This window comes from Nocardia cyriacigeorgica, assembly GCF_029868385.1.
Taxonomy (GTDB): Bacteria; Actinomycetota; Actinomycetes; order Mycobacteriales; family Mycobacteriaceae; genus Nocardia; species Nocardia cyriacigeorgica_F.
The window spans coordinates 125,925-151,311 of the sequence record NZ_JARWNX010000062.1 but is presented as its reverse complement, the minus strand read 5'-3'; the positions used below and the strand labels follow the sequence as shown (position 1 = coordinate 151,311).

Here is a 25,387-nt window from a genome sequence, read left to right as displayed (position 1 = left end):
CAGGCGGCGGCGGGATCGGGGGATGTGCAGTCCGCTACCGGCGCAAGCTCGGCGTCCGTGTGGGCGAAACCCGGCACCCAGGCCCATCGCCCGCCACCAGCGGGGGCGCTTCGAACACAACCACCGGACGTCCGATCCCCGGCATCGCCCATGCCGCCGATGGCCGCACCGAAACCGCCGCCCAAGTGGCAGCGAGTGGCCCATCCGGTGGGGCTACTGCCCGCGGCGGTCATCTCGGGGTCGGCCGCCGCCGTGCTGATTCCCACGGACCGCCCCGGCATCGGCTGGCTCCTGGCCGCCGGTGTCGTGGTGGCGGCGATCGTGGTCGTCATCCGCCGGTCGCAGCGGGCGTCGGGTACACCAGGCGAGAGTGCCCGTGCGACGGTCGACTCCGTGGCGCCGGGCAATGGGCACCGCGCCGCCGGAGCGGACGACGAGACAGCTTCGGGCGGACAACCGGACGGAGCGTTCGCAGGTTGGGGGAGTGGTCGGCTCTGGTGGACGGTGCTGGCGGCGGCGCTGGTGGCGGTGGGGACGTTCCGGGCCGCCGGATGGTTGTTCGTGCTGTGTGTGCTGGCGGCGGTCGCGGCGGGGTCGTTGGCGGCGGTGGGGCCGCGGTCGGTGTTCGGATTGCGGTACGACCTCATCGCGGTGCCGATCGAGGCGATGCGGAGCCTGCCGTGGGTCTACGCGGGTATGCGGCGGGTGCAGGTGCCGGGGCGAGCGCGTGGGGTGCGGCTGGCCGGGTCGGTGGTGGTCACGGCGCTGTTGCTCGCGGTGTTCGTACCGCTGCTCGGCAGTGCCGACGCGACCTTCGCGCGTCTGGTCGAAAACCTGGTTCCGACCATCGATTCCGCGGCCGTCTCGCAGTGGATCCTGATGTTCGTCCTCGCGGGACTCGGCACCGTCGGTGCGCTGTATGTGATCGCCGGACCGCCCCGGCGCGCCACGTCCGACGCGCCCACCACCGGCAGACGGCTGAATCGCACCGAATGGGCGCTTCCCGTCGCGGCGCTGACGGTACTGTTCGCGGTCTTCGTGACCGTACAGTTCCTCGCCCTGTTCGGCGGTGACGAGCACGTCCAGCGCACCGCGGGACTCACCTACGCCGAATACGCGCGCAGCGGCTTCTGGCAGCTGTCCACCGTCACCATCCTCACGCTCGCGGTGATCGCGGTCGTACTGCGCTGGGCCGCACGGGATTCGGCGCCGGACCAGCTGTGGTTGCGGATCTTGCTGGCGGCGGTCGCGGTGCTGTCGCTGATCATCGTCGCCTCGGCACTGTCACGGATGTGGACCTATCAGCAGGCCTACGGGTTCACCGTGCTCCGGCTGCTGGTGCTGACCTGTGAGTTGTGGATCGGATCGGTGTATCTGCTGGTGCTGGTCGCGGTGCTGCGATTGCGGCACCGGCGGCTGGGCCGGGCGGCGGTCGGCACGGCGGTGGTGACCTTGCTCGCGCTGGCGGTCCTCGATCCGGAACGCCTTGTCGCGGACAAGAACATCGACCGCTGGGAGGCCGGGTACGACCTCGACGTGGAGTATCTGCGGGGTCTGTCCACCGATATCCTGCCCGCGACCGACCGGCTGCCGCAGAGTCTGCGCGTCGGCATCGCCGATCCCATCCGCGACCGCGTGCCCGCCGACACCTGGCGCAGCTGGAATCTATCGCGTTCCTCGGCCCGATGAGGGCGAGGTCAGCCGCGGCGCTGCGGCGCCAGGACACCGCCGAGGAGATTCGGGAACCACCGGAACGCCGCGATCATCGCCCGGCTGTGCCGCGGAACGACGATGTACTGCTGATTGCGGCGCATACCACGCATGATGGCGCACGCCGCCCGATCGGGGCTGATCACGTCGATGGGCTTGCGCACCTTCGCCGCGGCCCCGGTCACCGCCGTCGAGCGCGACGACAGCGCACCCGGTACCGCGACGCTGATCCGCACCCCGGTACCCACCGCCTCGGCCCGCAACGACGTCGTCAGCCCGACCACCGCGTGCTGGGTCATCGCATACGCCACCGACCGGGCCGTCGGCACCAGCCCCGCCACCGAGGCGGTATTGACGATATGACCGAACCCCTGCGCCCGCATCAGCGCGTAGCCGTGCCGGGTGCCGTGCACGACGCCCCACATGTTGACGTCGACGAGATCGTGCCACTGCTGCCGGGTGAAGGATTCGAATTCGCCGTCGACGCGGATATCGGCATTGTTGAACAGATAGTCGATCCGACCCAGATCGGCGACGGTTCCGGTGAGCAGGCGCCGGACCCGCTCGTCATCGGTGACGTCGACGAGCCGGGTATACCGGTTGGCGCCGTCGAGCCCGCGTGACAGCTCACGCAGTCCGGCGGCGTCGTCGGCCGCGGCGACCACGCAGACACCGGCCGTCACCAGCCGTCGACACAGCGCCGCGCCGATCCCCGACGTCGCGCCGGTGACCACCGCCACTTTCTCGACACCCACCGACACAACTAAACACCCACGTTTTACATCGTCAACTCTTGTCGCGGAATGGCGTGCCCGCCTATCTACGCCGAAACCGTAGGCGATCGATGTTCTCGACGATCGCGCGGGTGAGTGCTCGCTCGGGTGCGGACGCGGCACGGCGGGCGGTGCTGATGAGTACGAACTCGGTGGTGCCAGGACTCGGGAGGCCGGGCACCGGGTAGAGGTCGGCGGGCAGCAGGCTCTCGCTGTGCACCGCGAACCCGAGTCCGGCCAGCACCGCCGCACGTAGGCCGAGCTGCCCTTTGGTGGTGCATGCGATGCGATGGTCCAGCCCGGCGCGGTCGAGGGTGCCGAGCGCGGCGTCGCGGGTCAGGCTCGGTGGCAGATAGGTGACCACCGGTATCGGGTCACCGGGCGCGGGTGCGGCGGCACCGGGTGGTCCGACCCACACCAGGCGGTCGGTGAAGACCAGCTTGCCGTGCTGTTCACCCGGCCTGCGTTTGACGAAGGCGAGGTCGAGATGGTTGCGCCGCAGCCGTGCGTGTATCTCTTCGCTGAGCCCGACCGACATGTCCAGGTCGACGCGTGGATAGTCGCGGCGGAAGTCGCGCAGGATCTCCGGCAGGGTTTCGGCCACCAGGTCTTCGGAGACGCCGAAGCGGATGCGCCCGGTGACGGTCTCACCGCCGAAGTACTGGGCGGCCCGGCTCTGCGCGTCCAGGATCTCGCGGGCGAAGCCGAGCATGGCCGCGCCGTCGGAGGTGAGCGTGACCGAATGCGTATCGCGCAGGAACAGTTCGCGACCGAGTTCCCGCTCGAGTTTGGCGACGTGCCCGCTGACGGTGGGCTGGCGCAACCCGAGTTGACGGGCGGCGGCGGTGAATCCGCCGTACTGCTCGACCGCCACGAAACTACGCAGCAGGACCGGATCGAACACGACCACCTCGCTATCGCAGTTCGTTATAGCTGATATAGCACCTATCGTATTCCTCGATGGGATGCCGCGACCTAATGTTGCTGCAATGCGGTTGCTGAGCAGGTTCTCGATCGATGGTTTCGTCCTCGCGATCTTCGCGATGGTCGGCGTCGCGACGATCGTTCCGGCTTCGGGAACCGGAGCGGTGGTGCTGGACTGGGCCACCAAGGCCGCCATCGCGGCCCTGTTCTTCATCTACGGTGCACGTCTGTCGCCCGCGCAGGCGTGGCAGGGCGTGCAGCACTGGCGGTTGCATACGGTGGTTCTGGCCATCACCTTCGTGGTGTTTCCCCTGCTCGGGCTGGCGCTGCGGGTGCTGGTGCCCGGTGTGCTGTCCGAGCAGCTCTACACCGGTGTGCTGTTCCTGTGTCTGGTGCCCTCGACGGTGCAGTCCTCGATCGCGTTCACCTCCATCGCGCGTGGCAATGTCGGCGGCGCGATCGTGAGTGCCTCGTTCTCGAATCTGCTCGGCGTCTTCCTCACTCCGCTGCTCGTGGTGGCGCTGATGCATACGACGGGTGAGGCGCATATCGACGCCGGTGCCGCGGTGGCGATCGTGGCGCAACTGCTGGTGCCGTTCCTGCTCGGCCAGCTCGCCCGCCCCTGGATCGGTGAATGGCTCACCCGGCACGCGGGGCCGGTCAAACTGGTCGACCGCGGATCCATCCTGCTCGTGGTCTACGCCGCGTTCAGCGCCGGTATGCGCGAAGACATCTGGAACAAGGTCGGTGTCGGCGACGTTCTCGTGTTGCTCGCGGTATCGGCGGCGCTGTTCGCGGTGGTGGCGGGCGTGGCGATGTGGACGGGCAGACTGTTCCGGTTCCCGCGCGAGGACCGGATCGTGATCCTGTTCGCCGGATCGAAGAAGAGCCTCGCCTCGGGCCTGCCCATGGCGGCGGTGCTGTTCGGCGGCACCGACATCGGGCTGATGGTGTTGCCGCTCATGCTGTTCCATCAACTCCAGCTGATCGCCTGCGCCGTGATCGCCCAACGGTGGGGGCGGCACGCCGAAGAGCAGGACAAACAGCAGACAGAAGCGGTCCTGGCCGCGGCCGTGCAGAATACCCCTTGACACTCCGCGGATTCGGCCGCTAGCTTGGGCAACCTCATGGGTACTTTGTTGATCTTCCTGTAATCCGCTCCGCACGCGTCGAGCGCCGCTCGGATATCGAGCCCGGCTCCGCCTGCGATCCCCGCGCATCCTCGGTTACTCCGATGTCGTGCTGCGCGGGTTCCGGTAACACGGCCTTCCGGCCGGGACAGGAGGACAACCTTGCGTACTGCTGCTGGTCAAATCACCCTCACCGACATCACGAAACGCTACAGCGACCGGATCGTGCTCGATCGGGCGTCACTCACCATCCGGCCGGGCGAAACCGTCGGCATCGTCGGCGACAACGGGTCCGGCAAATCGACCCTGCTGCGGTTGATCGCCGAACGCGAAGCCCCCGACAACGGCGAGGTCACCGTGCACATTCCAGGAGGTATCGGCTACCTGCCACAAACACTCGAACTGCCCGATTCAGCGACCGTCGCCGACGCCATCGACCACGCGCTGGCCGATATCCGCGCCCTCGAGGCGGAGCTGCGTGCGGCCGAAATCGCCCTCGCCGCACCGGGATCGCCCCAGGGCCTGCTCGACCACTACGGCGAACTCGTCCAGCGATTCGAACTGCGCGGCGGCTATGCCGCCGACCGCCGTGTCGATATCGCCCTCGCCGGGCTCGGCCTGCCGGACCTGGACCGCACCCGGACCCTCGCCACACTATCCGGTGGGCAACGATCCCGGTTGGCGCTGGCGGCGACGCTGGCCGCCGCACCGGAACTGCTGCTGCTCGACGAGCCGACCAACGATCTGGACGACCGGGCAGTGGCATGGTTGGAACAGCGCCTGCTCGCCCACCGCGGCACGGTGATCGCGGTGACCCACGATCGAGTGTTCCTGGAACGCATCACCACGACGATCGTCGAGGTCGACTCGGGCGCCATCGCGCGCTTCGGCGACGGATACGCGGGCTACCTGGCGGCGAAAGCGGCCCAGCGCCGACGGTGGGAGGCCGACTTCCTGCACTGGCGCACGGAACTGGCGCGCAGCAGGGCACTGGCCGAATCGAATGTCGTCCGGCTGGACGCCATTCCGCGCAAACTGCCGCTGGCGGTGTTCGCGGCGGGCCCGTTCCGCGCGCGCGGCCGCGACCACGGCGCCCGATCCCGTATCCGCAATGCCAAGGAACGGGTGGCGCGGCTGACCGAGCATCCGGTGGCCGAACCACCGGAGCCGTTGCGCTTCACCGCCCGGCTCGACCGCGTCACCGACGCCGACGGTCCGGTCGCCACGATCAGCGATGTCGTTGTCCCACAACGTCTCCGCGTGGATCAGCTGTCGATCGCCGCCGGGGAGCGGGTGCTGATCACCGGACCCAACGGCGCGGGTAAGACCACACTGTTGCGGCTGCTCTCGGGCGAGTTGACCGCACCGGACGGTGCGGTGCGGGTCCGTGGGCCGGTGGGATTGCTGCGCCAGCAGCACACTCCGTGGCCGCTGCGCTCGACGGTCCTGCACGCCTACGCGGCCGGGCGATCGATCCACCTCGAGGACGCGGCGGCCGAACTGCTCGGCACCGGCCTGTTCCCTCCCGAGGAGCTGACCAGGCGAATCGGCGAGCTGTCCTACGGTCAACGCCGCCGCATCGATCTGGCCAGGCTGATCGCCGACCCGGTGGACCTGCTGCTACTCGACGAACCCACCAACCACCTGGCGCCCGCCCTGGTGGAAGAACTCGAGGAAGCGCTCGACGGTTATCCGGGCGCCCTGGTGGTGGTCACCCACGACCGTGGCATGCGGTCGCGGTTCCGCGGCACCCATCTGGAACTCGCCGCGGGACAGGTGGTGTCCCGCGGCGAGGTCGGTTCCGCGGCACCGGGCCGCGCACTCGCGCGCGCGGCGGGGTGACCCGCTACCGGGCGAAGTTCGCCGCGCGCTCGGCGAGATCGAGCACCGGCTGGGGCATGAGACCGAGGACGAGCGTGACGGCGGCGGTGACGACGATCAGTGCATTCGTCGGCACCGGCGCCGTCACCACCGGCGGATCGGCGGGTGGGTCGGTGAAGAACATCAGCACGATCACCCGGACGTAGAAGAAGGCGGCCACGGCGCTGGCGAGCACACCGACGATCACCAGATAGGCGGCGTCGCCCTCGGCTGCCGCCTGGAAGACGGCGAACTTGGCGACGAATCCGCTCGTTAACGGCAGACCCGCGAAGGAGAGCAGCAGCAGCGCGAACACCGAAGCGAGCCAAGGTGATCGGCGCCCCAGGCCCGCCCAGCGATCCAAGGAGGTGGCTTCGTCGCCGGAGGGTTCGCGCACCAGACTCACCAGGGCGAACGCGCCGAGCGTGCTCAGACCGTAGGTGAGCAGATAGAACAGCACCGCCGACACCCCGGCCTCGTTGGCCGCCACCAGAGCGGTCAGCAGGAAACCCGCGTGAGCGACCGAGGAATAGGCCAGCATCCGTTTGACATCGGTCTGGGTGATGGCCATGACCGCGCCGACCACCATGGTCGCCACGGCCACCGCACCGAGCACCGGCCGCCAATCCTGGGCCAGTCCCGGCACTCCGACGTGCAGCACCCGCAGCAGCGCGCCGACCGCGGCGATCTTGGTGGCCGCGGCCATGAACGCCGTCACCGGCGTCGGCGCGCCCTGGTACACATCGGGAACCCAGGACTGGAACGGCACCGCGCCGATCTTGAACAACAACCCGACCGCCAGCATCGCCACACCGAGCAATGCGAGGGTGTCGTCACCGGTGTCGGCGGCCAGCGAATCCGCGAGGGCGCCGAGTCGGACGGTGCCGGTCGCGCCGTACAGGAGGGCGACGCCGTACAGGAAGAACGCCGAGGAGAACGCACCGAGCAGGAAGTACTTCAGCGCGGCTTCCTGGGAGAGCAGCCGTTTGCGCCGGGCCAGCCCACACAGCAGGTACAGCGGCAGCGACAACACCTCGAGCGCGATGAACATCGTCAGCAGATCGTTCGACGCCGGGAACAGCAGCAGCCCACCCACCGCGAGCATGGTCAGCGGGAAGACCTCGGTCGCCACCACACCTGATGCGGCCGCGGCCCTTTCGGCAGCGCTGCCCGGCACCGCGGAGGCCTGCGGGGTGAACGCGTCGAGTTCGATCTTCGGTCGGGCCGCGGCACGGGCCCAGGTGCCGGGGCCGGAGCGCGGCGCGGCGGTGCGCTGGCCGATGAACAGCAGGCCGAGCATCGACACCACCAGCAGCGTGCCCTGGAGGAACAGCGTCACTCCGTCCACGGCGACGGCGCCGACCGCCACTGTCGTCTGCGTGCCCGCCAGCGCGATCACCGCCACCAGCGCGGCCAGCAAGGCGGCCAGGCCGAGCGTCAGTTGCGTGAGATAGCGGTACCGGTGCGGCACGAAGGCCTCCACCAGTACACCGATCACGGCCGCGCCGAACACGATCAGCATCGGCGAGAGCTTGCCGTATTCGATACTCGGTGCGGGCACCGTCGCCGCGAGGACGGTCCCGACGTCGAGGTCACCGCTCATGGGTGCGCACCTCCGGTGGTCGCGGTGCCTGCCTCGGTATGCGCCGGGGCCGACGGTTCGGGGTCGGTGATGCCGACCGTGGTGAGGGTCTGATGGACGGCGGGGTCGATGAGGTCGGTGATCGGCTTCGGATAGACCCCGAGGACGATCAGCGCGGCGATCAATGGCACCACCACCGCGAGTTCTCGCGGCACCAGATCACGGATCCGCTCATTGCCCTCGGTCACCGGGCCCGTCATCATCCGCTGGTACATCCACAGCACGTAGATCGCCGCGAGGACCAGGGCTCCGGTCGCGATGATCGCCGCGACCTGATAGCGGCTGAAAGTGCCGACCAGGACCAGGAATTCACTCACGAACGGCGCCAGACCCGGTAGCGACAGGGTCGCAAGGCCCGCGATGAGGAAGGTGCCGGCCAGCACCGGCGCGACCTTCTGCACCCCACCGTAATCGGCGATCATCCTGGTGCCGCGGCGCGAGACCAGGAATCCGGCGATCAGGAACAGCGTGGCGGTGGAGATGCCGTGATTGACCATGTACAGCGTGGCGCCGGTCTGCGCCTGACTGGTCAGCGCGAAGATGCCGAGGATGATGAACCCGAAATGCGAGATCGAGGTATAGGCGATCAGTCGCATCACATCGGTCTGCCCGATGGCGACCAGGGCGCCGTAGATGATCGCGATCACCGCGAGCGTGACGAGCAACGGCGCGTAGGTCTGCGTGGCGTCCGGGAACAGCAGCAGACCGTAGCGCAACATGCCGAAGGTGCCGACCTTGTCGACCACCGCCATCATCAACACCGCACTCGACGGTGTCGCCGCCACCGCCGCATCGGGCAGCCAGGTGTGCAGCGGCCACAGCGGCGCCTTCACCGCGAACGCGAACATGAACCCGAGGAACAGAGCGTTGAGCAGGGCCGGATCGGCGCCGAGTCCACCCGTATTCGCCGCCGCGACCACGGTGCGGAAATCGAAGGTTCCGGCCGTCCCGTCGCCGAGGCCCTGCTGGACGGTGAGCACGTACAGCCCGATCACCGCCGCCAGCATGACCAGCCCGCCGAGCAGGTTGTACAGCAGGAACTTCACCGCGGCCCGCGCGCGGCGCACCCGCACCGCGGCATCGTCGGTGCGCGGCCCGAAACCACCGATGAGGAAATACATCGGGATGAGCATGGCCTCGAAGAACACGTAGAACAGCAGGATGTCGAGCGCCAGGAACGACATCAGCACCATGGCTTCGACGAGCAGGGTGAGCGCCACATAGGTGTGGGCGACGCGCCGCCCGCTGCCGACCTCGCGCTCATCGTGCCAGCCCGCCACGATGAGCAGCGGCACCAATGCGGTGGTGAGCAGGACGAGCACCAGCGCGATACCGTCGACGCCGAGGGTGTAGCCGGCGCCGAAAGTCGGTATCCAGCTGTGTGATTCGACGAACTGGAACTGTTCACCGCCGGGTTCGAAGCGGGTTGCCAGCAGGACCGCCACCGCGAGCACCGCCACCGAGAAGCCGAGCGCGACCCAGCGGGCCAGCACCCGCCGTGTGGCGGGTAGCAGCAGCACGAGCACCGCGCCCGCGACGGGCAACAGCCACAGCGTGGTCAACCAGGGAAAGTCACTCACCAGATCCTCACCGCCAGCAGGGCAGCGGCCACCAGGGCCGCGCCGGTGAACATGGACAGGGCGTAGGAACGCACGAAACCGGTTTGTACCCGCCGGATCCGGGCGGACAGGCCGCCGATGATCGCGGCGGTGCTGTTGACCAGTCCGTCGATGCCGCGGTTGTCGACGAAGACCAGCGAGCGGGTCAGATGCTGACCGGGGCGCATGAGCCCGGCCTCGTTGACGGCGTCACCGTAGAGGTCCTTGCGCGCGGCGACGGTGAGTGCGGACACCTGCTGCGGCGCGGTCTCCGGGATCGGTCGCCGCGCGTACTGCCGATACGCGAGGCCCACACCGGCGGCGACCACGAGCAAGGCCGACGTCGTGATCACCGGGACCGGCAGCGCGGGCTCGCCGTGATGGGAGCCGACCACCGGTTCGAGCCAGTTCTGGAGCGCCGAACCCCACACCAGCAGCGCACCGGAAGCCACCGAGCCGACCGCCAGCAGGATCATCGGTCCGGTCATCACCGCGGGCGCTTCGTGCGGGTGGGTATCGGGCTTCCAGCGGCGTTCACCGAAGAACGTCATCAACATGACCCGCGTCATGTAGAAGGCGGTGAGCCCCGCACCGAGCAGTGTGACCGCGCCGAGAGCCAGTCCCGCGGTGCCACCTTCGGCGAAGGCGGCTTCGATGATGCGGTCCTTGGAGAAGAATCCGGCGAACGGCGGCACCCCGATGATGGCGAGATAGCCGAGCCCGAAGGTCACATAGGTGATCGGCAGCAGGGTGCGCAGGCCACCGTAGCGGCGCATATCGGTCTCGTCGTCCATGGCGTGCATGACCGAACCCGCGCCGAGGAACAGTCCGGCCTTGAAGAAGCCGTGCGTGAGCAGATGCATGATGGCCACCGCATAGCCCGCCGGGCCCAGTCCGACGGCGAGCACCATATAGCCGATCTGGCTCATGGTCGACGCGGCGAGCGCCTTTTTGATGTCGTCCTTGGCGCAGCCGATGATCGCGCCGAACAGCAGCGTCACCGCACCGACGAGCACCACCGCCAGCTGCGCGTTCGGTGCGAGATCGAAGACCGGGTTGGCGCGAGCGATCAGGTACACCCCGGCGGTGACCATGGTGGCCGCGTGGATGAGCGCCGACACCGGCGTGGGGCCCTCCATCGCGTCACCGAGCCAGGATTGCAGCGGCACCTGCGCGGACTTACCGCAGGCGGCCAGCAGCAACAGCAGTCCGATCGCGGTGAGTGTGCCCTCGCTCGCGACCGGTGCGGCCCCGAAGACCTCGGTGAACCCGATCGAACCGAAGGTGGCGAACATGACGAACATCGCCAGCGCCAAACCCATATCGCCGACGCGGTTGACCACGAACGCCTTCTTGGCCGCCGTCGCCGCCGACGGCTTCCCATACCAGAACCCGATCAGCAGATAGGACGCCAGACCGACACCCTCCCAGCCGAGGTAGAGCACGAGGAAGTTGTTCGCCAGCACCAGCACGAGCATGGCGGCCAGGAACAGATTGAGGTAGGCGAAGAAGCGCCTGCGCGCGGGGTCGTGGCTCATATAGCCGACCGAATAGATGTGGATCAGCGAGCCGACACCGGTGATCAGCAGCGCGAAGCACATCGACAACTGGTCGAGCTGGAGCCCGAACTCCACGTTCAACCCGGTGACCGGAACCCACTGGAACAGCTCGAGTTCGATGGCGCGGGCGGCGCCCTCGCGTCCGAGCATCTGGGTGAACGCGACGATCGCGACCGCGAACGAGGCCAGCGCGGTCAGACAGCCGAGCAGATGACCCCAGCCGTCGGCGCGGCGTCCCGTGAGCAGCAGGGTGACGGCGCCGACCAGGGGCAGGGCGGGCAGCAGCCACAGCATCGCGGTGTCCATATCAGAACCGCAGCAGGTTGGCGTCGTCGACCGAGGTCGAACGGCGGGCGCGGAAGATGGTCATGATGATCGCCAGGCCGACCACCACTTCGGCGGCGGCGACCACCATGGTGAAGAAGGCGAAGACCTGGCCGTCGAGGTTCGCATGCATTCGGGCGAAGGTGACGAACGCCAGATTGACCGCGTTGAGCATCAGTTCGATGCACATGAACACCACGATGGCATTGCGGCGCAGCAGCACACCGGCGGCGCCGATGGTGAACAGCAGCGCGGACAGGAACAGGTAGTTCTCGGGGTTCACCGGCTCCCTTTCTCGTCGGAGGTGCGGGATTCGCCGCCATCGCGTTCGGTGGACTCGGCCGGTGTGGTGCCGACAGAGATCACCGCGGCTTCGGTCAGTGCCCGGGTGCGGCGGTGGCGCAGGATGGTCGAGACCGACAACTCCTCGAACGATCCGTCCGGCAGCCTGGCCGGGACGTCGACCGCGTTGTGCCTGGCATACACACCGGGCGTGGGTAGCGGTGTCGGCCTGGCATGGTCGGGATCGCGGAACCGGCGTCGCGACATCTCCCGCTGCCCGAGTTGCGGTCCGAACTTCTCCCGATGCGCCAGCACCATGGCGCCGATGGTGGCGGCGATGAGCAGCGCCCCGGTCAGCTCGAAGGCCCACACGTAGCGGATGAAGATCAGTTCGGCCAGCTCACCGATGACGTCGCGGCCGGGGAATCCGGTGGCCGGGAAGGTGAGGTCGGAGGTGCGGATACCGTGCGAGATACCGGTGATGAACAGCAGACCGAAGCCGATGCCGACCGCGGCCGCGGCGATGCGCTGCCCACGCAGCGTCTCCCGCAACGATTCGGGCGAGTCCACGCCGACGAGCATCAGCACGAACAGGAACAGCATCATCACCGCGCCGGTGTAGACCACGATCTGGACGACACCGAGGAACAGCGCGTCCTGGGCGATGTAGAACACCGCGAGCGCGATCATGGTGGCGGCCAGGCAGATCGCCGAATGTACGGCCTTGGCGGCGAAGACCATACCGAGCGCCCCGATCACCGCCAGGGGCGCGAGGATCCAGAACTGCACCGCTTCGCCGGTACCGGTCGTCGTCGCGGGTTCGGCGGCCAGCGCCGCCGCGGCCAGGTGTGTCGTGACGGTCATCGCGCGCCGCCTTCCGTGCCGGTGCTCACGGCCGCGGGGGTGCGACCGGATTCGGTGCCGGTGATGGCGCCGAGGTAGTAGTCGGCGTCGGTGCTGCCGGGCTGCATCGCGTGTGGCGGTGCGGTCATCCCCGACTCGAGCGGGGCGAGCAGCCGGTCCTTCTCGTAGATCAGATCGGCCCGGTTGTCGTCGGTGAGTTCGTAGTCGTTGGTCATGGTCAGCGCCCGCGTGGGGCAGGCTTCGATGCAGAGTCCGCAGCCGATGCAGCGCAGATAGTTGATCTGGTAGACCCGGCCGTACCGTTCACCGGGGGAGAAGCGTTCGGTGTCGGTGTTGTCGGCGCCTTCGACGTAGATGGCGTCGGCCGGGCACGACCAGGCGCACAACTCGCAGCCGATGCATTTCTCCAACCCGTCCGCATAGCGGTTGAGCTGATGACGACCGTGATAGCGGGCCGCGGTGGGCACCTTCTGCTCCGGATAGAACTCGGTGTTCGGCTTTTTGAACATGGTGGCCGCGGTGACCGCGAAACCGGCCAGTGGTTCGAACAGACCGCCCTCCGGCACGGTGTGCGCCGGTCGCTCTGGCAGCGGCGGGACCGGGAATCCGAGGAAAACCTCGGTGCCGCTCGAGGATCTGCCAGTTTGTTCTGTCGGTGCGGGCTCCTCGGCGGGGGGCGGCGCACCCGGTGCGCGACCTGCGCGCAGGAACATCCCGATCATCAACGCGCACACCAACAGTCCGCCGACGACGAGGATCGGGGTCTGGACGTGATAGCCCTCGAGTTCCAGCACCCGCGCGGTGGCGACCACCATCACCCACAGCAGCGAGGCCGGGATCAGCAGCTTCCAGCCGAGGTTCATGAACTGGTCGTAGCGCAACCGGGGCAGCGTGCCGCGCAGCCAGATGAACACGAACAGGAACGTCCACACCTTGAGCGTGAACCACAGCAGCGGCCACCACCCCGAATTAGCGCCCGCCCACATGTTCAACGGCCACGGTGCCGCCCAGCCACCGAGGAACAACGTGGTCGCCAGGGCCGACACCGTCGCCATGTTGATGTACTCGGCGAGCATGAACATCGCGAACTTCAGCGAGGAGTACTCGGTGTGGAAACCGCCGACCAGCTCACCCTCTGCCTCCGGCAGATCGAACGGCGCCCGGTTGGTCTCACCGACCATCGACACGCAGTAGATCAGGAACGACGGCAGCAGCAGGAAGACATACCAGGTGCCCTGCTGGGCGGAGACGATGCCGGAGGTGGCCATCGTGCCGCCGAGCAGGAACACCGCGGCGAAACACAGGGCCATCGCGATCTCGTAGGAGATCACCTGTGCGGTCGACCGCAGCCCGCCCAGCAGCGGATACGTCGATCCCGACGCCCAACCCGCGAGCACGATGCCGTAGACGCCGATGGAGGTGATGGCCAGGATGTAGAGCACCCCGACGGGCAGATCGGTCAACTGCAACGGGGTGAGGTGGCCCAGGATCGACACCTCGGGTCCGAACGGCATCACCGCGAAGGCCATGAACGCGGGAATCGCGGCGAGCACCGGCGCCAGGATGTAGATCGGTTTGTCGACGATGGCGGGGACGATGTCTTCCTTCAGCGCCATCTTCACGCCGTCGGCGATGGATTGCAGACTGCCGAACGGGCCGGTGCGGTTGGGGCCGATGCGCATCTGCATGCGTGCCACGATCTTGCGTTCGGCCAGCACTGCGATCATCGGGGTGAGCAGCAGGAACACGAAGATGGCCACCGATTTCGCCACAACCAGCCACAGCGGGTCGGTGCCGAAGCCTGCGGGACCTTCGGCGGCCTGGGCGTATACCGTCAGCTGGGACAACTCATACATGGCGTTCGCCCTCCGTCTTCTGGCCGGCGCGTCGTAGCCCGACGACGCCGCCTGCATGGGTCGCCAATTCGGTGTGCACCGAACAGCCCGGTGCGTGCAGCGGCACCCACACCACCCGGTCGGGCATCGCGGTGATCACCAGAGGCAGGGTCAGCGCGCCGTGCTCGGTCGACACGGTGACCGGATCACCGTCGGCGGCGCCGATTTCGGTCGCGGTGGCCGCCGAGAGCCGCACCACCGGCGGGCGGGCGATACCGGCGAGGTTCGGTTCGCCGTCCTGCATGCGCCCGGCGTCGAGCAGCATCCGCCATCCGGCCAGCACCGCGGTTCCGGCGCCGGGCCGGGTGACCGGATGCGGTCGGTGCGCCGGTGCTGGTGTGGCCGCGCCGTCCCAGGCGCCGAGTTCGGTGAGTTCGGCGCGCGCGGCGGCGGTATCGGGCAGGCCGAGTGGTATCCGCATCTCCGCGGCGAGCGCGTGCAGGACCCGCTGATCCGACAGCGGGGCCGCGGTACGGCGCACCGTCGATTCGCCGAGCGCGGCGTCGAACGCCCGTGCCCTGCCCTCCCAGGTGAGGAAGGTGCCGGACTTCTCCATGGACGAGGCCACCGGGAACACCACATCGGCGCATTCGGTGACGTCGCTGTGGCGCAGCTCCATACTGACCACGAACGGAGCGGCCCGGACCGCGGTCAGCGCCGCCTTCGGGTCCGGCAGATCGGCGAGATCGACCCCGCCGACGACGAGCGCGCCGAGTTCGGCTGCCGCGTCGAGCATTCCGGCGGTATCGCGTCCCACCGCGACCGGAAGTTCCGGCCCGCCCCAGACCTGCCGCACCTGACGCCTGGCCTCCGGATCGCATACCGGCCGCCCACCGGGCAGCAACCCGGGCAGCGCGCCCGCCTCGATGGCGCCGCGTTCGCCCGCCCGGCGCGGTACCCACGCCAGCGCGGCGCCGGTGTCGTCGGCCAGCCGCACCGCGGCCGAGAGCGCACCGGGAATCGCGGCCAGCCGCTCGCCCACCATGATGACCGCGCCCGGTTGCCGCAGCAGTCGCCCGAGTTCGACGAGCCGGATGGAATCGACACTGGCACCGGTGGTGTCACCCGATTCGGTGCCGCCGGTGCGGATCGCATCGAAGAAATGCGGTTCGGCGCCGGGAACGGTGGGCAGCAGGGTGGCCGACATGCGCTCGACGCCACGCGAGGCGTACGCGGCCAGCGCATAGATCGGCAGCCCCCGCTTACGAGCGGCTTTGCGCAGCCGCAGATAGACGATCGGCGACTCCTCCTCCGGCTCGAAACCCGCCAGCAGCACGACCGGCGCGGATTCGAGATCGTCGTACCCGACGGTCATGCCCTGTCCGGCGATCCGCGCCGCCAGGAAATCGGCTTCCTCCACCGAATGCACGCGCGCACGGAAGTCGATGTCATTGGTACCGAGCACCATTCGTGCGAACTTCGTGTAGGCGTAGGCGTCCTCGAGGGTGACGCGGCCACCCACCAGCACGCCGGTGTTCGCGCCCGCCGCGGTCAGACCCCGCGCGGCGACGGCCAGCGCCTGCGACCACGACGCCGGTGCCAGTGCACCGTCGGCGCCACGAACCAGCGGTGTGGTGATCCGGTCGGGTTCGGTGGCGTAGGCGAAGGCCCACCGGCCCTTGTCGCAGTTCCATTCCTCGTTGACCTGCGGATCGTCACCGGCCAGGCGGCGCAGCACCTTACCGCGGCGGTGGTCGGTGCGCTGGGCGCAGCCGGAGGCGCAGTGCTCGCACACAGTGGGGCTCGACACCAGGTCGAACGGTCGTGCCCGGAACCGGTAGCTGGTTCCGGTGAGCGCGCCGACCGGACAGATCTGCACCGTATTGCCGGAGAAATAGGAGTCGAGTGGTTCGGCCTGTGCGGTGCCCACCTGCTGGAGGGCGCCGCGATCGAGCAGTTCGATGAACGGATCACCGGCGACCTGCTGGGAGAATCGGGTGCACCGCGCGCACAGCACACACCGCTCCCGGTCCAGCAGGACCGCCGTCGACAGCGGAATCGGTTTGGGATACGTGCGTTTCACGCCGTCGAAGCGGGATTCGGCCGAGCCGGTGGACATGGCCTGGTTCTGGAGCGGGCATTCACCGCCCTTATCGCAGACCGGGCAGTCCAGCGGATGGTTGATCAGCAGCAGTTCCATCACCCCGCGCTGCGCCTTCTCGGCGGCGGGGGAACTGAGCTGGGTGTGGGCGACCATGCCATCGGCCACGGCCATGGTGCACGAGGCGACGGGTTTACGCTGTCCGTCCACTTCGACCAGGCATTGGCGGCATGCGCCGACCGGCTCTAGCAGCGGATGATCACAGAAGCGGGGGATCTGGATGCCGATCAGTTCGGCGGCGCGGATGAGCAGGGTCCCGGCGGGGACGCTGACGGTGGTACCGTCGATGGTGACGCTGACCAGGTCGGCGGGCACCACGCCGCTGGTGTCGGTGCGCACGGTGGCGGTCATCGGATCACCTCTCGGATCTCGCTGTCGGCCCAGGCGGTACAGCGCGCCGGATCGAACGGGCAGCCGCCCAGCCGCAGATGCTCGGCGTATTCGTCGCGGAAGTACTTCAGGGAGGACACGATCGGGCTGGCCGCGCCGTCGCCGAGCGCGCAGAACGATTTGCCGTTGATGCCGTCGCAGATGTCGAGCAGCTTGTCCAGATCGGCCTCGGTGCCCCGACCCGCCTCGAGCCGGGTGAGCAACTGGACCAGCCAATAGGTGCCCTCGCGGCACGGCGTGCATTTACCGCAGGATTCGTGGGCATAGAACTCGGTCCAGCGCAGCACGGCGCGCACCACACAGGTGGTGTCGTCGAAGATCTGCAAGGCCTTGGTGCCGAGCATCGATCCGGCGGCGGCGACGTTCTCGTAATCCAGTGGCACGTCGAGATGTTCGGCGGTGAACAGTGGGGTCGAGGAGCCGCCGGGCGTCCAGAACTTGAGTTCGTGCCCGGCGCGCACTCCACCGGCGTAGCCGAGTAGCTCACGCAGTGTCACTCCGAGCGGTGCCTCGTACTGGCCGGGCCTGGCCACATGACCCGAGAGCGAATACAGCGTGAAACCCGGTGATTTCTCGCTGCCCATGGACCGGAACCAGGCGGTGCCGTTGCGGATGATCGGTGCGACGCTGGCGATGGATTCGACATTGTTGACGACCGTCGGGCAGGCATACAGACCCGCGACAGCCGGGAACGGGGGCCGCAGCCGCGGCTGGCCACGCCTGCCTTCGAGCGAATCGAGCAGTGCCGTCTCCTCACCGCAGATATAGGCTCCCGCGCCCGCGTGCACGATCAACTCCAGGTCGTAGCCGGTGCCGAGGATGTCGCGGCCGAGCAGTCCCGCGGCGTACGCTTCGGCCACGGCGGCCTGCAAACGCCGCAGGACCGGCACCACCTCACCGCGCACATAGATGAAGGCGTGCCCGGCGCGGATGGCGTAGGCGGCGATGATGACGCCCTCGATCAGCGCATGCGGGGTGGTGAGCATGAGCGGAATGTCTTTGCAGGTGCCCGGTTCGGATTCATCGGCATTGACGACCAGATAGTGCGGTGTGACGGTGCCATCGGGTTCGGGGCCCTGCGGAATGAAACTCCATTTCATCCCGGTGGGAAAGCCCGCACCGCCGCGTCCGCGCAGACCCGCGTCCTTGACGGTCTGGATCACCTGATCCGGCGACATGCCGAGCGCGATGCGCAGGGCTCGGTAACCGTCCTGGCGGCGGTAGGTGTCGAGGGTCCAGGAATGCGGGTCTTCCCAGTGCCGGGTGAGTACGGGGGTGAGTGTCATCGCGGTTCCCCCTCCGAGTGCGACGGTGCTGCGGGTGCTTGCATGCCGCGTTCGCGTGCGGTGTGCAATCCGGCGAGCGAGGCCGGGCCGGGGATGCCGTCGAGGGCGCCGGGCCGCTCGTCCGGGAACCCGGCCAGGATGCGTGCGGTCTCCCGGAAGGTGCACAGCGGTGCGCCACGGGTCGGGGTGACCTGCGCGCCGGATCGCAGTGAATCCATCAGTGCCCGAGCAGATTCCGGGGTCTGGTTGTCGAAGAACTCCCAGTTCACCATGATGACCGGTGCGAAATCGCAGGCGGCATTGCATTCGATGTGTTCGAGGGTGATGGTGCCGTCGTCGGTGGTCTCGCCGTGGGCGATACCGAGGTGTTCGCGTAGGGCGGCGAGGATGGCGTCACCGCCCATGACCGCGCACAGCGTATTGGTGCAGACTCCGACGTGATAGTCGCCGGTGGGGGTGCGTCGGTACATGGAGTAGAAGGTCGCCACCGCGGTGACCTCCGCGGCCGTCAAACCCAGCTGTTCGGCACAGAATTCGATACCCGTGCCCGATACGTGGCCCTCCTCGGCCTGCACCAGATGCAGCAGCGGCAGCAGCGCCGAGCGCGGATGCGGATAGCGGGCGATGATCTGCACCGCGTCGGCGGCGAGGCGTTCGCGCACCGGCGCCGGATACGGTTCGGGTTTGGTGGTCAGCCGCAACAAGATCTCGGTCATCGGTCCACACCACCCATCACCGGGTCGATACTGGCGACGGAGGCGATGACGTCGGCGACCATGCCGCCCTCGCACATCGCTGCCACCGCTTGCAGATTCGTGAACGACGGATCCCGGAAATGCACCCGGTACGGCCGGGTGCCGCCATCGCTGACCATGTGCACGCCTAGTTCGCCACGCGGCGATTCGACCGCGCTGTACACCTGCCCGGCCGGGACCCGGATGCCCTCGGTGACGAGCTTGAAATGGTGGATGAGCCCCTCCATGGAGGTGCCCATGATCTTGCCGATGTGCCGGGGCGAATTGCCGAGACCGTCGGGGCCCAATGCCAGGTCGGCGGGCCAGGCGATCTTCTTGTCGTCCACCATGACCGGTCCGGGGCGCAGCCGGTCCAGGCATTGTTCGACGATCTTGAGCGATTCCTTCATCTCCTCGACCCGAATCACATAGCGCCCGTAACAGTCGCATCCGGTGGTGGTCGGAATATCGAACTCGTAGCTGTCGTAGCCGCAATAGGGTGCGGCCTTGCGTAGATCGTGTGGTAGGCCGGTGGCGCGCAGCACCGGCCCGGTGATGCCGAGCGCCATACAGCCGGTGAGGTCCAGATAGCCGATGTCCTGGGTGCGTGCCTTCCAGATCGGGTTCTGGGTGAGCAGATGCTCCATATCGCGTAGGCGTCCGGGTAGCACCGCGAGCAGTTCCCGCACCTTCGCGACGCCGTCGTCGGGGAGGTCCTGGGCCAGTCCGCCCGGCCGGATGTAGGCGTGGTTCATCCGCAGACCGGTGATGGTCTCGAACACGTCGAGAATCAGTTCGCGTTCCCGGAACCCGAACAGCATGGGCGTGAGCGCGCCCAGTTCCATACCGCCGGTGGCCAGCGCGACCATATGCGAGGAGATGCGGTTGAGTTCCATGAGCAGTACGCGGATCACGGTGGCGCGTTCGGGGATCTGCTCGGTGATGTCGAGCAGCTTCTCCACGCCGAGGCAGTACGCGGTCTCGTTGTAGAACGGTGACAGATAGTCCATCCGGGTGACGAAGGTGACGCCCTGGGTCCAGTTGCGGAATTCGAGGTTCTTCTCGATCCCGGTGTGCAGGTAGCCGATACCGCAACGGGCCTCGGTGACGGTTTCGCCCTCGATCTCCAGGATCAACCGCAGCACGCCGTGGGTGGACGGATGCTGCGGTCCCATATTGACGACGATGCGTTCCTCGCCCGCACCGCGTAGGGATTCGGCGACCTCGTCCCAGTCCTGACCACCGACGGTGACGATCGTCGGATCGGATGCGGGAGCGTCCGTGCTCGGCGGACGCTCGTCGGTATCGGGGTGGGCGGTGTGTGTGTCGGTGTCGTTCATCAGCTGTAGGCCCTCCGCTCATCGGGCGGCGGGATACGCGCGCCCTTGTATTCGACCGGGATCCCGCCGAGCGGGTAATCCTTGCGCTGGGGGTGTCCGCGCCAGTCGTCGGGCATCGTGATGCGGGTGAGCGAGGGATGCCCGTCGAACTGGAGGCCGAAGAAGTCGTAGGTTTCGCGCTCGTGCCAGTCGGTGGTGGGATACACCGGGTAGAGCGAGGGGATGTGCGGATCGGCGTCGGGTGCGGCGACCTCGACCCGCAGCCGCCTGCCGTGGGTGATCGACATCAGGTGATACACCGCGTGCAGTTCGCGCCCCGCATCATCGGGATAGTGCACGCCGTCGACGCCGAGGCACAGTTCGAAACGCAGTGCTGGATCATCGCGCAGCGCGCGGGCGACGGTGACGAGGTCGGCGCGGTGTATGTGCAGGGTGAGTTCGTCGCGGAACACCACGATCTTCTCCACCACGGCCTCGATATCGTGGCCACCGGCGGCGAGCGCCTCGCGCAGCGCCTCGACGATGGCATCGAAATATCCGCCGTAGGGCGGGGGCGTACCGCCGGGCAGGCTGACCTGACGGACCAACCTGCCGTAACCGGAGGTATCGCCGGTGCCCGCCGCGCCGAACATGCCGTGGCGGACGCCGATCACCTCGTCGCCGGTGCCGTTGCGTGGTTCGTCGGCGGTCACCGCAGCAGCCCTTCCATCCGGATGGTCGGGGTGGCGGCGAGGGCGGCCTGTTCGGCGGCGCGGATCGCCTCGACGCGGTTGACGCCCAACGGCATCTGCTGGATCTTCTCGTGCAGGGCGATGATGGCGTTGAGCAGCATCTCCGGCCGCGGCGGGCAGCCGGGCAGGTAGATGTCGACCGGCACCACGTGGTCGACGCCCTGGACGATGGCGTAGTTGTTGAACATACCGCCGGAGGAGGCGCAGACCCCCATGGCGAGCACCCATTTCGGTTCGGTCATCTGGTCGTAGACCTGACGTAGCACCGGCGCCATCTTCTGGCTCACCCGGCCCGCGACGATCATCAGATCCGCCTGGCGCGGTGAGGCGCGGAAGGCCTCCATACCGAACCGGGCGAGGTCGTATCGTCCGGCGCCGGTGGCCATCATCTCGATGGCGCAGCAGGCCAGCCCGAACGTGGCGGGCCACAGCGACCCCTTACGTAGGTACCCCGCCATCGATTCAACGGTGCTGAGCACGAAACCACTGGGCAGTTTTTCTTCGAGACCCATATCGACTGCTTCTCCTGGATCGTCCCCGCCGGTGCGGGGAGCGCGGTGCGGATGTGCGGCGCGGCTGTGCTCAGTCCCAGCTCAGGCCGCCTCTGCGCCATTCATAGGCATAGGCGACCGAGACATTGACGACGAACAGCGCCATCGCGGCGAGGCCGAACAGGCCGAGCGAATCGAAGTGGACCGCCCACGGATACAGGAACACGATCTCGATATCGAAGATGATGAACAGCATCGCCGTGAGGTAGTACTTCACCGGAAAACGTTGCCCGGTAACATTTCCCGGCCCGCCCGCGACGGCGTGCGGGGTGGCCTCGATCCCGCATTCGTAGGGTTCGAGTTTGGCACGGTTGTAGCGTTTCGGCCCGATGAGAGCCGCGATCGCCACGGAGCCCAGCGCGAACGCGGTAGCGATCGCGCCGAGTACGAGAATCGGCACCTCGGTATTCACGACAGCACTTCCCCTCCTTGCGAACGGGAGCGGGCGGATGTGACCGTCCGTCCTCGAACGGGGTGCGGGCGGTCGATGCGGTGGTCCGCGTCGCCGGGGTCGCCTTATCGCCACGGTGGGCGAGGGTGGGCTGAGAGGAACCTGGCGCTGCGGGTCATATCATCTCCCGCGCTCATGTGAGCTAGCGCACAGCCTACCGCCGATCAGGCAGCGGACCCGGCGATTCGTGATGGTCTTTGATCGAATTAGGGACTGACATTTATGACCGAAACAGGGTAATCCGCAGGCGAGTCGAATCCGCTGTTCAGGCGGCCGGGCGGCCGCGCAGCAGGGTGACGACGGTATCGGTCAGCTGGATCGGATCGATCGGGTGGGTGGCCGTCGCCTCCGCGCGCGACCAGCGGGCCAGCCATTCGTCGTCGGGACGTCCGGTCAGCACCAGCAGTGGCGGGCACTGCGCGATCTCGTCCTTGAGCTGTTTGGCGATTCCGAGCCCGCCGGCGGGGGTCGCCTCACCGTCGAGGATGGCCAGGTCGATACCGCCGGAGTCCATCTGTTGGATCACCACATCGGCGGTGGCGACCTCGAGGTAGTCCAGCTCGGGTAGGTCCGGATGCACCTGCCTGCCCAGGGCCAGCATCACCTGGCTCCGGGTGTCGGCATCGTCGCTGTAGACCAGGACCCGCAGCGCGGCGGGATCTTTCGCATCGGCCACGACGGCATGGTACGTCCGCGGATGCGCGCTTGGTGGCAGGTTCGCCGAGATCGGCCGCGTCGCCCTCGGATCATCCGGGTGGCGGCAACTTCCCGGCTACCGAAGCTCGGACGGGATGGAACGCGTCGGCGCCGACGCGGTCGCGGTCGAGTAGATGGGTGAGGAACAGCCGGGTGGTCGGGGAGGGGTTGCCGGTGGTGATGGCATGCCAGGGGCGGTCGAGCGGGGTGCCGTCGACCGGCAGGATGCGCAGGGCGCCGGAGTCGAGGTGCTCGCCGACGGCGTCGCCGTGGATGAGGGTGATGCCGAGTCCCTCTCGGACCGCGGCGAGTACCGCGCCGTGCGAGCCGAGGGTGAGGGTGGGTGGATCGATCTGTAGCCGGGCGAGCAGGCTCAGGGTGGCCTCCCTGGTGCCGGAGCCGCGTCCGCGTAGCAACCAGGTGGTGCGCATCGGATCGCAGGCCTGGCCCGCGGGGCCGACGACGACGAGCCTGCTGGCCCGGCGCGCCCGGGTGACCAGGCCCGCGTCGCGCGGTGGTCGTCCGGCGATGACGAGATCGGTTTCGTGGTGCTGCAATTCGAGGAACAACGCATCGCGCGGATGGATCGACAGGCTCAGTTCGATCTCGGGGTAGCGGTTGCGGAACGCGGCCAGCGGCCGCAGCAGCACATACTCACCGGCGGTGGCGACCACGCCGATGCGCAGGCGTCCGGATTCGGCGCGGCGTACGGCGGCGTGTGCTTCCTGCATGAGTCCGAGGATGCCGCGGCAGTAGTCGGCGTAGACCCGCCCGGCCTCGGTGAGGGTGATTCCGCGGCCGGATTTCGCGATGAGCTTGGCGCCCAACTGTTTCTCGATATGGGCGACGGCCGCGGAGACGGCGGCTTCGGTGACGTGCAGGCGGCTCGCGGCGCGACGGATGCTGCCGGTGCGGGAGACGACCAGGAAGGTTTCCATCCTTGCCGCACTCACTCTCCCCATCGTCAGACGGTAGCAAACCTGACGATTCGGTTGAGTATTTCCAGAAACATTCAAATTGTTTGTCGTCCGCGGCGCCGTCATCCTGGAAATCGCAAGGCGTTCACCCCCGTGAGCAGGAGGAATGATGGCCGAAGAAACCGAGCGCGATCGTTGGGATCCGGGCGTCCAGTCCTATGCGTCGATGGGGTATTACGCACCGGATTATCAACCGTCGGACACCGATGTGCTGGCCGTGTTCCGGGTGACTCCGCAACCGGGCGTGGATCCGATCGAGGCGGCGGCGGCCGTGGCGGGCGAATCCTCCACGGCCACATGGACGGTGGTGTGGACCGACCGGCTCACCGCACACAGCAGGTATCAGGCCAAGTGCTACCGCATCGACGCGGTGCCGGGCCGGGCGGGTGAGTATTTCGCCTATATCGCCTACGACCTGGATCTGTTCGAAGAAGGTTCGATCACCAATCTGACGTCCTCGATCATCGGCAATGTCTTCGGTTTCAAACCGCTGCTGGCATTGCGGCTCGAGGATATGCGGATTCCGGTCGCCTATGTGAAGACCTTCCAGGGGCCTCCGCACGGCACGGTGATGGAGCGGGAGTATCTGAACAAGTACGGCCGGGCCTTGCTGGGTGCGACGGTGAAACCGAAACTCGGGCTGTCGGCGCGCAATTACGGCCGGGTGGTGTACGAGGCGTGCAAGGGTGGACTCGACTTCACCAAGGACGATGAGAACATCAACTCGCAGCCGTTCATGCGCTGGCGCGATCGCTACCTGTTCGCGATGGAGGGCGTGCACCGCGCGATGGCCGAGACCGGCGAGATCAAGGGCCACTACCTCAATGTCACCGCGGCCAGCATGGAGCAGATGTACGAACGGGCCGAGTTCGCCAAGGAGCTGGGCAGCGTCGTCATCATGATGGATCTGACGGTGGGCTATACCGCCATGCAGTCGATGTCGCACTGGGCGCGGCGCAATGGCGTGCTGCTACATCTGCACCGGGCCGGGCACTCCACCTTCACCAGGCAGAAGACGCACGGCGTGAGCTTCCGGGTGCTGGCCAAATGGTGCAGGCTGATCGGTGTCGACCATCTGCACGCCGGAACGGTGGTCGGCAAACTGGAAGGTGATCCGGCCACCACCAAGGGCTTCTACGACACATTGCGCGAGAACGTCGTTGTCACCGAGCCCGCCAACGGGATCTTCTTCGATCAGCACTGGGCGAGCCTGCCCGGCGTGATGCCGGTGGCATCCGGTGGCATACACGCCGGGCAGATGCATCAACTGGTCGACCTGTTCGGCGATGATGTCATCTTGCAGTTCGGCGGCGGCACGATCGGTCATCCGCTGGGAATAGCGGCGGGTGCCGAGGCCAATAGGGTGGCTCTCGAAGCGATCGTGCAGGCCCGCAACGAGGGACGCGATCTGCTCCGCGAGGGACCGGAGGTGTTGCGCAAGGCGGCAGCAGCCAATCGTCCCCTCGACGTCGCGCTCGCGACCTGGGGTGAAGTCAGCTTCGACTACACCTCCACCGACGCACCCGATGCGGTGCCGACGGCGACCCATTGAGCGGCGAATACTTTTGG

21 protein-coding genes and 1 pseudogene are annotated in these 25,387 nt (G+C 67.7%); 4 read left to right on the top strand and 18 right to left on the bottom strand.

Annotated features, from left to right (window positions below):
- The first annotated feature begins 159 nt into the window (after positions 1–159).
- Positions 160–1,689: a DUF4153 domain-containing protein gene (locus QH168_RS23540; protein WP_280236957.1), complete on the top strand. Its 1,530-nt coding sequence runs from the start codon at positions 160–162 to the stop codon at positions 1,687–1,689.
- Positions 1,690–1,697: 8 nt separating this feature from the next.
- Here QH168_RS23540 and QH168_RS23535 read toward each other — a convergent pair whose 3' ends face one another.
- Both QH168_RS23535 and QH168_RS23530 read right to left on the bottom strand, forming a co-directional pair.
- Positions 1,698–2,465, bottom strand: coding sequence for an SDR family NAD(P)-dependent oxidoreductase (locus tag QH168_RS23535; protein WP_280236956.1), 768 nt, complete (start codon positions 2,463–2,465; stop codon positions 1,698–1,700).
- A 61-nt stretch (positions 2,466–2,526) separates the two neighbouring features.
- Entirely contained in the window at positions 2,527–3,387 is an 861-nt protein-coding gene (locus QH168_RS23530) for a LysR family transcriptional regulator (RefSeq protein WP_280236955.1), read from the bottom strand.
- An 85-nt stretch (positions 3,388–3,472) separates the two neighbouring features.
- Between QH168_RS23530 and QH168_RS23525 the strand changes: the two genes are divergently transcribed.
- Positions 3,473–4,498 carry a bile acid:sodium symporter family protein gene (locus QH168_RS23525; protein ID WP_280236954.1) on the top strand — a complete coding sequence of 342 codons (1,026 nt, stop codon included), beginning with the start codon at positions 3,473–3,475 and terminating at the stop codon, positions 4,496–4,498.
- 201 nt (positions 4,499–4,699) lie between these two features.
- Positions 4,700–6,379: a TlrC/CarA/OleB/SrmB family ABC-F type ribosomal protection protein gene (locus tag QH168_RS23520; RefSeq protein ID WP_280236953.1), complete on the top strand. Its 1,680-nt coding sequence runs from the start codon at positions 4,700–4,702 to the stop codon at positions 6,377–6,379.
- Between the two features lie 4 nt (positions 6,380–6,383).
- Here the strand turns inward: QH168_RS23520 and nuoN are convergent, their stop codons facing one another.
- The 16 genes and pseudogenes from nuoN to QH168_RS23440 form a co-directional block, all read right to left on the bottom strand.
- Positions 6,384–8,000: an NADH-quinone oxidoreductase subunit NuoN gene (gene nuoN / locus QH168_RS23515; RefSeq protein WP_280236952.1), complete on the bottom strand. Its 1,617-nt coding sequence runs from the start codon at positions 7,998–8,000 to the stop codon at positions 6,384–6,386.
- Positions 7,997–9,619, bottom strand: a complete 1,623-nt coding sequence (locus tag QH168_RS23510; RefSeq protein ID WP_280236951.1) for an NADH-quinone oxidoreductase subunit M — start codon at positions 9,617–9,619, stop codon at positions 7,997–7,999. The genes nuoN and QH168_RS23510 overlap by 4 nt, the downstream gene beginning before the upstream one ends.
- Complete coding sequence (nuoL, locus tag QH168_RS23505; RefSeq protein ID WP_280236950.1) at positions 9,616–11,502, bottom strand: NADH-quinone oxidoreductase subunit L; 1,887 nt, start codon at positions 11,500–11,502, stop codon at positions 9,616–9,618. The genes QH168_RS23510 and nuoL overlap by 4 nt, the downstream gene beginning before the upstream one ends.
- Before the next feature lies 1 nt (position 11,503).
- On the bottom strand, positions 11,504–11,803 hold the full coding sequence (gene nuoK / locus QH168_RS23500) for an NADH-quinone oxidoreductase subunit NuoK (protein ID WP_280236949.1): 300 nt from the start codon (positions 11,801–11,803) through the stop codon (positions 11,504–11,506).
- The gene (locus QH168_RS23495; protein ID WP_280236948.1) at positions 11,800–12,666 is read right to left on the bottom strand and encodes an NADH-quinone oxidoreductase subunit J; all 867 of its coding nucleotides are present in this window, start codon (positions 12,664–12,666) and stop codon (positions 11,800–11,802) included. Before QH168_RS23495 ends, nuoK begins: the two co-directional genes overlap by 4 nt.
- Positions 12,663–13,232, bottom strand: a complete 570-nt coding sequence (gene nuoI, locus QH168_RS27760; protein ID WP_280468289.1) for an NADH-quinone oxidoreductase subunit NuoI — start codon at positions 13,230–13,232, stop codon at positions 12,663–12,665. Before nuoI ends, QH168_RS23495 begins: the two co-directional genes overlap by 4 nt.
- 63 nt (positions 13,233–13,295) lie before the next feature.
- Positions 13,296–14,522: pseudogene (gene nuoH / locus QH168_RS23485) on the bottom strand (NADH-quinone oxidoreductase subunit NuoH); the annotation flags it as partial.
- The gene (locus tag QH168_RS23480) at positions 14,515–17,013 is read right to left on the bottom strand and encodes an NADH-quinone oxidoreductase subunit G (protein WP_280236947.1); all 2,499 of its coding nucleotides are present in this window, start codon (positions 17,011–17,013) and stop codon (positions 14,515–14,517) included. The pseudogene nuoH and the gene QH168_RS23480, both read right to left, overlap by 8 nt.
- Positions 17,010–18,338: an NADH-quinone oxidoreductase subunit NuoF gene (gene nuoF, locus QH168_RS23475; protein WP_280236946.1), complete on the bottom strand. Its 1,329-nt coding sequence runs from the start codon at positions 18,336–18,338 to the stop codon at positions 17,010–17,012. The genes QH168_RS23480 and nuoF overlap by 4 nt, the downstream gene beginning before the upstream one ends.
- A complete protein-coding gene (nuoE, locus tag QH168_RS23470) occupies positions 18,335–19,054 on the bottom strand; it encodes an NADH-quinone oxidoreductase subunit NuoE (RefSeq protein ID WP_280236945.1) in 720 nt (239 codons plus the stop codon). The genes nuoF and nuoE overlap by 4 nt, the downstream gene beginning before the upstream one ends.
- Complete coding sequence (locus QH168_RS23465; RefSeq protein WP_280236944.1) at positions 19,051–20,412, bottom strand: NADH-quinone oxidoreductase subunit D; 1,362 nt, start codon at positions 20,410–20,412, stop codon at positions 19,051–19,053. The genes nuoE and QH168_RS23465 overlap by 4 nt, the downstream gene beginning before the upstream one ends.
- The gene (locus QH168_RS23460; RefSeq protein ID WP_280236943.1) at positions 20,412–21,104 is read right to left on the bottom strand and encodes an NADH-quinone oxidoreductase subunit C; all 693 of its coding nucleotides are present in this window, start codon (positions 21,102–21,104) and stop codon (positions 20,412–20,414) included. The genes QH168_RS23465 and QH168_RS23460 overlap by 1 nt, the downstream gene beginning before the upstream one ends.
- Positions 21,101–21,655 carry a NuoB/complex I 20 kDa subunit family protein gene (locus tag QH168_RS23455; RefSeq protein ID WP_280236942.1) on the bottom strand — a complete coding sequence of 185 codons (555 nt, stop codon included), beginning with the start codon at positions 21,653–21,655 and terminating at the stop codon, positions 21,101–21,103. Before QH168_RS23455 ends, QH168_RS23460 begins: the two co-directional genes overlap by 4 nt.
- A gap of 70 nt (positions 21,656–21,725) precedes the next feature.
- Positions 21,726–22,106, bottom strand: coding sequence for an NADH-quinone oxidoreductase subunit A (locus QH168_RS23450; protein WP_280236941.1), 381 nt, complete (start codon positions 22,104–22,106; stop codon positions 21,726–21,728).
- A gap of 304 nt (positions 22,107–22,410) precedes the next feature.
- The gene (locus tag QH168_RS23445) at positions 22,411–22,821 is read right to left on the bottom strand and encodes an Rv3143 family two-component system response regulator (protein ID WP_432421160.1); all 411 of its coding nucleotides are present in this window, start codon (positions 22,819–22,821) and stop codon (positions 22,411–22,413) included.
- Positions 22,822–22,891: 70 nt separating this feature from the next.
- Positions 22,892–23,803 (bottom strand): LysR family transcriptional regulator, encoded by a 912-nt coding sequence (locus tag QH168_RS23440; RefSeq protein WP_280236940.1) that lies wholly within the window; start codon positions 23,801–23,803, stop codon positions 22,892–22,894.
- Positions 23,804–23,927: 124 nt separating this feature from the next.
- Here QH168_RS23440 and QH168_RS23435 point away from each other — a divergent pair, with 124 nt between their 5' ends.
- Entirely contained in the window at positions 23,928–25,370 is a 1,443-nt protein-coding gene (locus tag QH168_RS23435; RefSeq protein WP_280236939.1) for a form I ribulose bisphosphate carboxylase large subunit, read from the top strand.
- Positions 25,371–25,387 lie beyond the last annotated feature (17 nt).

What these genes read in the sequence shown, in the direction of transcription:
- QH168_RS23440 (WP_280236940.1), bottom strand. Translation starts at nt 23,803, where the DNA reads ATGGGGAGAGTGAGTGCGGCAAGGATGGAAACCTTCCTGGTCGTCTCC.
- nuoN (WP_280236952.1), bottom strand. Translation starts at nt 8,000, where the DNA reads ATGAGCGGTGACCTCGACGTCGGGACCGTCCTCGCGGCGACGGTGCCC.
- QH168_RS23435 (WP_280236939.1), top strand. Translation starts at nt 23,928, where the DNA reads ATGGCCGAAGAAACCGAGCGCGATCGTTGGGATCCGGGCGTCCAGTCC.
- nuoL (WP_280236950.1), bottom strand. Translation starts at nt 11,502, where the DNA reads ATGGACACCGCGATGCTGTGGCTGCTGCCCGCCCTGCCCCTGGTCGGC.
- QH168_RS23495 (WP_280236948.1), bottom strand. Translation starts at nt 12,666, where the DNA reads ATGACCGTCACGACACACCTGGCCGCGGCGGCGCTGGCCGCCGAACCC.
- QH168_RS23540 (WP_280236957.1), top strand. Translation starts at nt 160, where the DNA reads ATGGCCGCACCGAAACCGCCGCCCAAGTGGCAGCGAGTGGCCCATCCG.
- QH168_RS23480 (WP_280236947.1), bottom strand. Translation starts at nt 17,013, where the DNA reads ATGACCGCCACCGTGCGCACCGACACCAGCGGCGTGGTGCCCGCCGAC.
- QH168_RS23455 (WP_280236942.1), bottom strand. Translation starts at nt 21,655, where the DNA reads ATGGGTCTCGAAGAAAAACTGCCCAGTGGTTTCGTGCTCAGCACCGTT.
- QH168_RS23465 (WP_280236944.1), bottom strand. Translation starts at nt 20,412, where the DNA reads ATGAACGACACCGACACACACACCGCCCACCCCGATACCGACGAGCGT.
- QH168_RS23525 (WP_280236954.1), top strand. Translation starts at nt 3,473, where the DNA reads ATGCGGTTGCTGAGCAGGTTCTCGATCGATGGTTTCGTCCTCGCGATC.
- nuoE (WP_280236945.1), bottom strand. Translation starts at nt 19,054, where the DNA reads ATGACCGAGATCTTGTTGCGGCTGACCACCAAACCCGAACCGTATCCG.
- nuoF (WP_280236946.1), bottom strand. Translation starts at nt 18,338, where the DNA reads ATGACACTCACCCCCGTACTCACCCGGCACTGGGAAGACCCGCATTCC.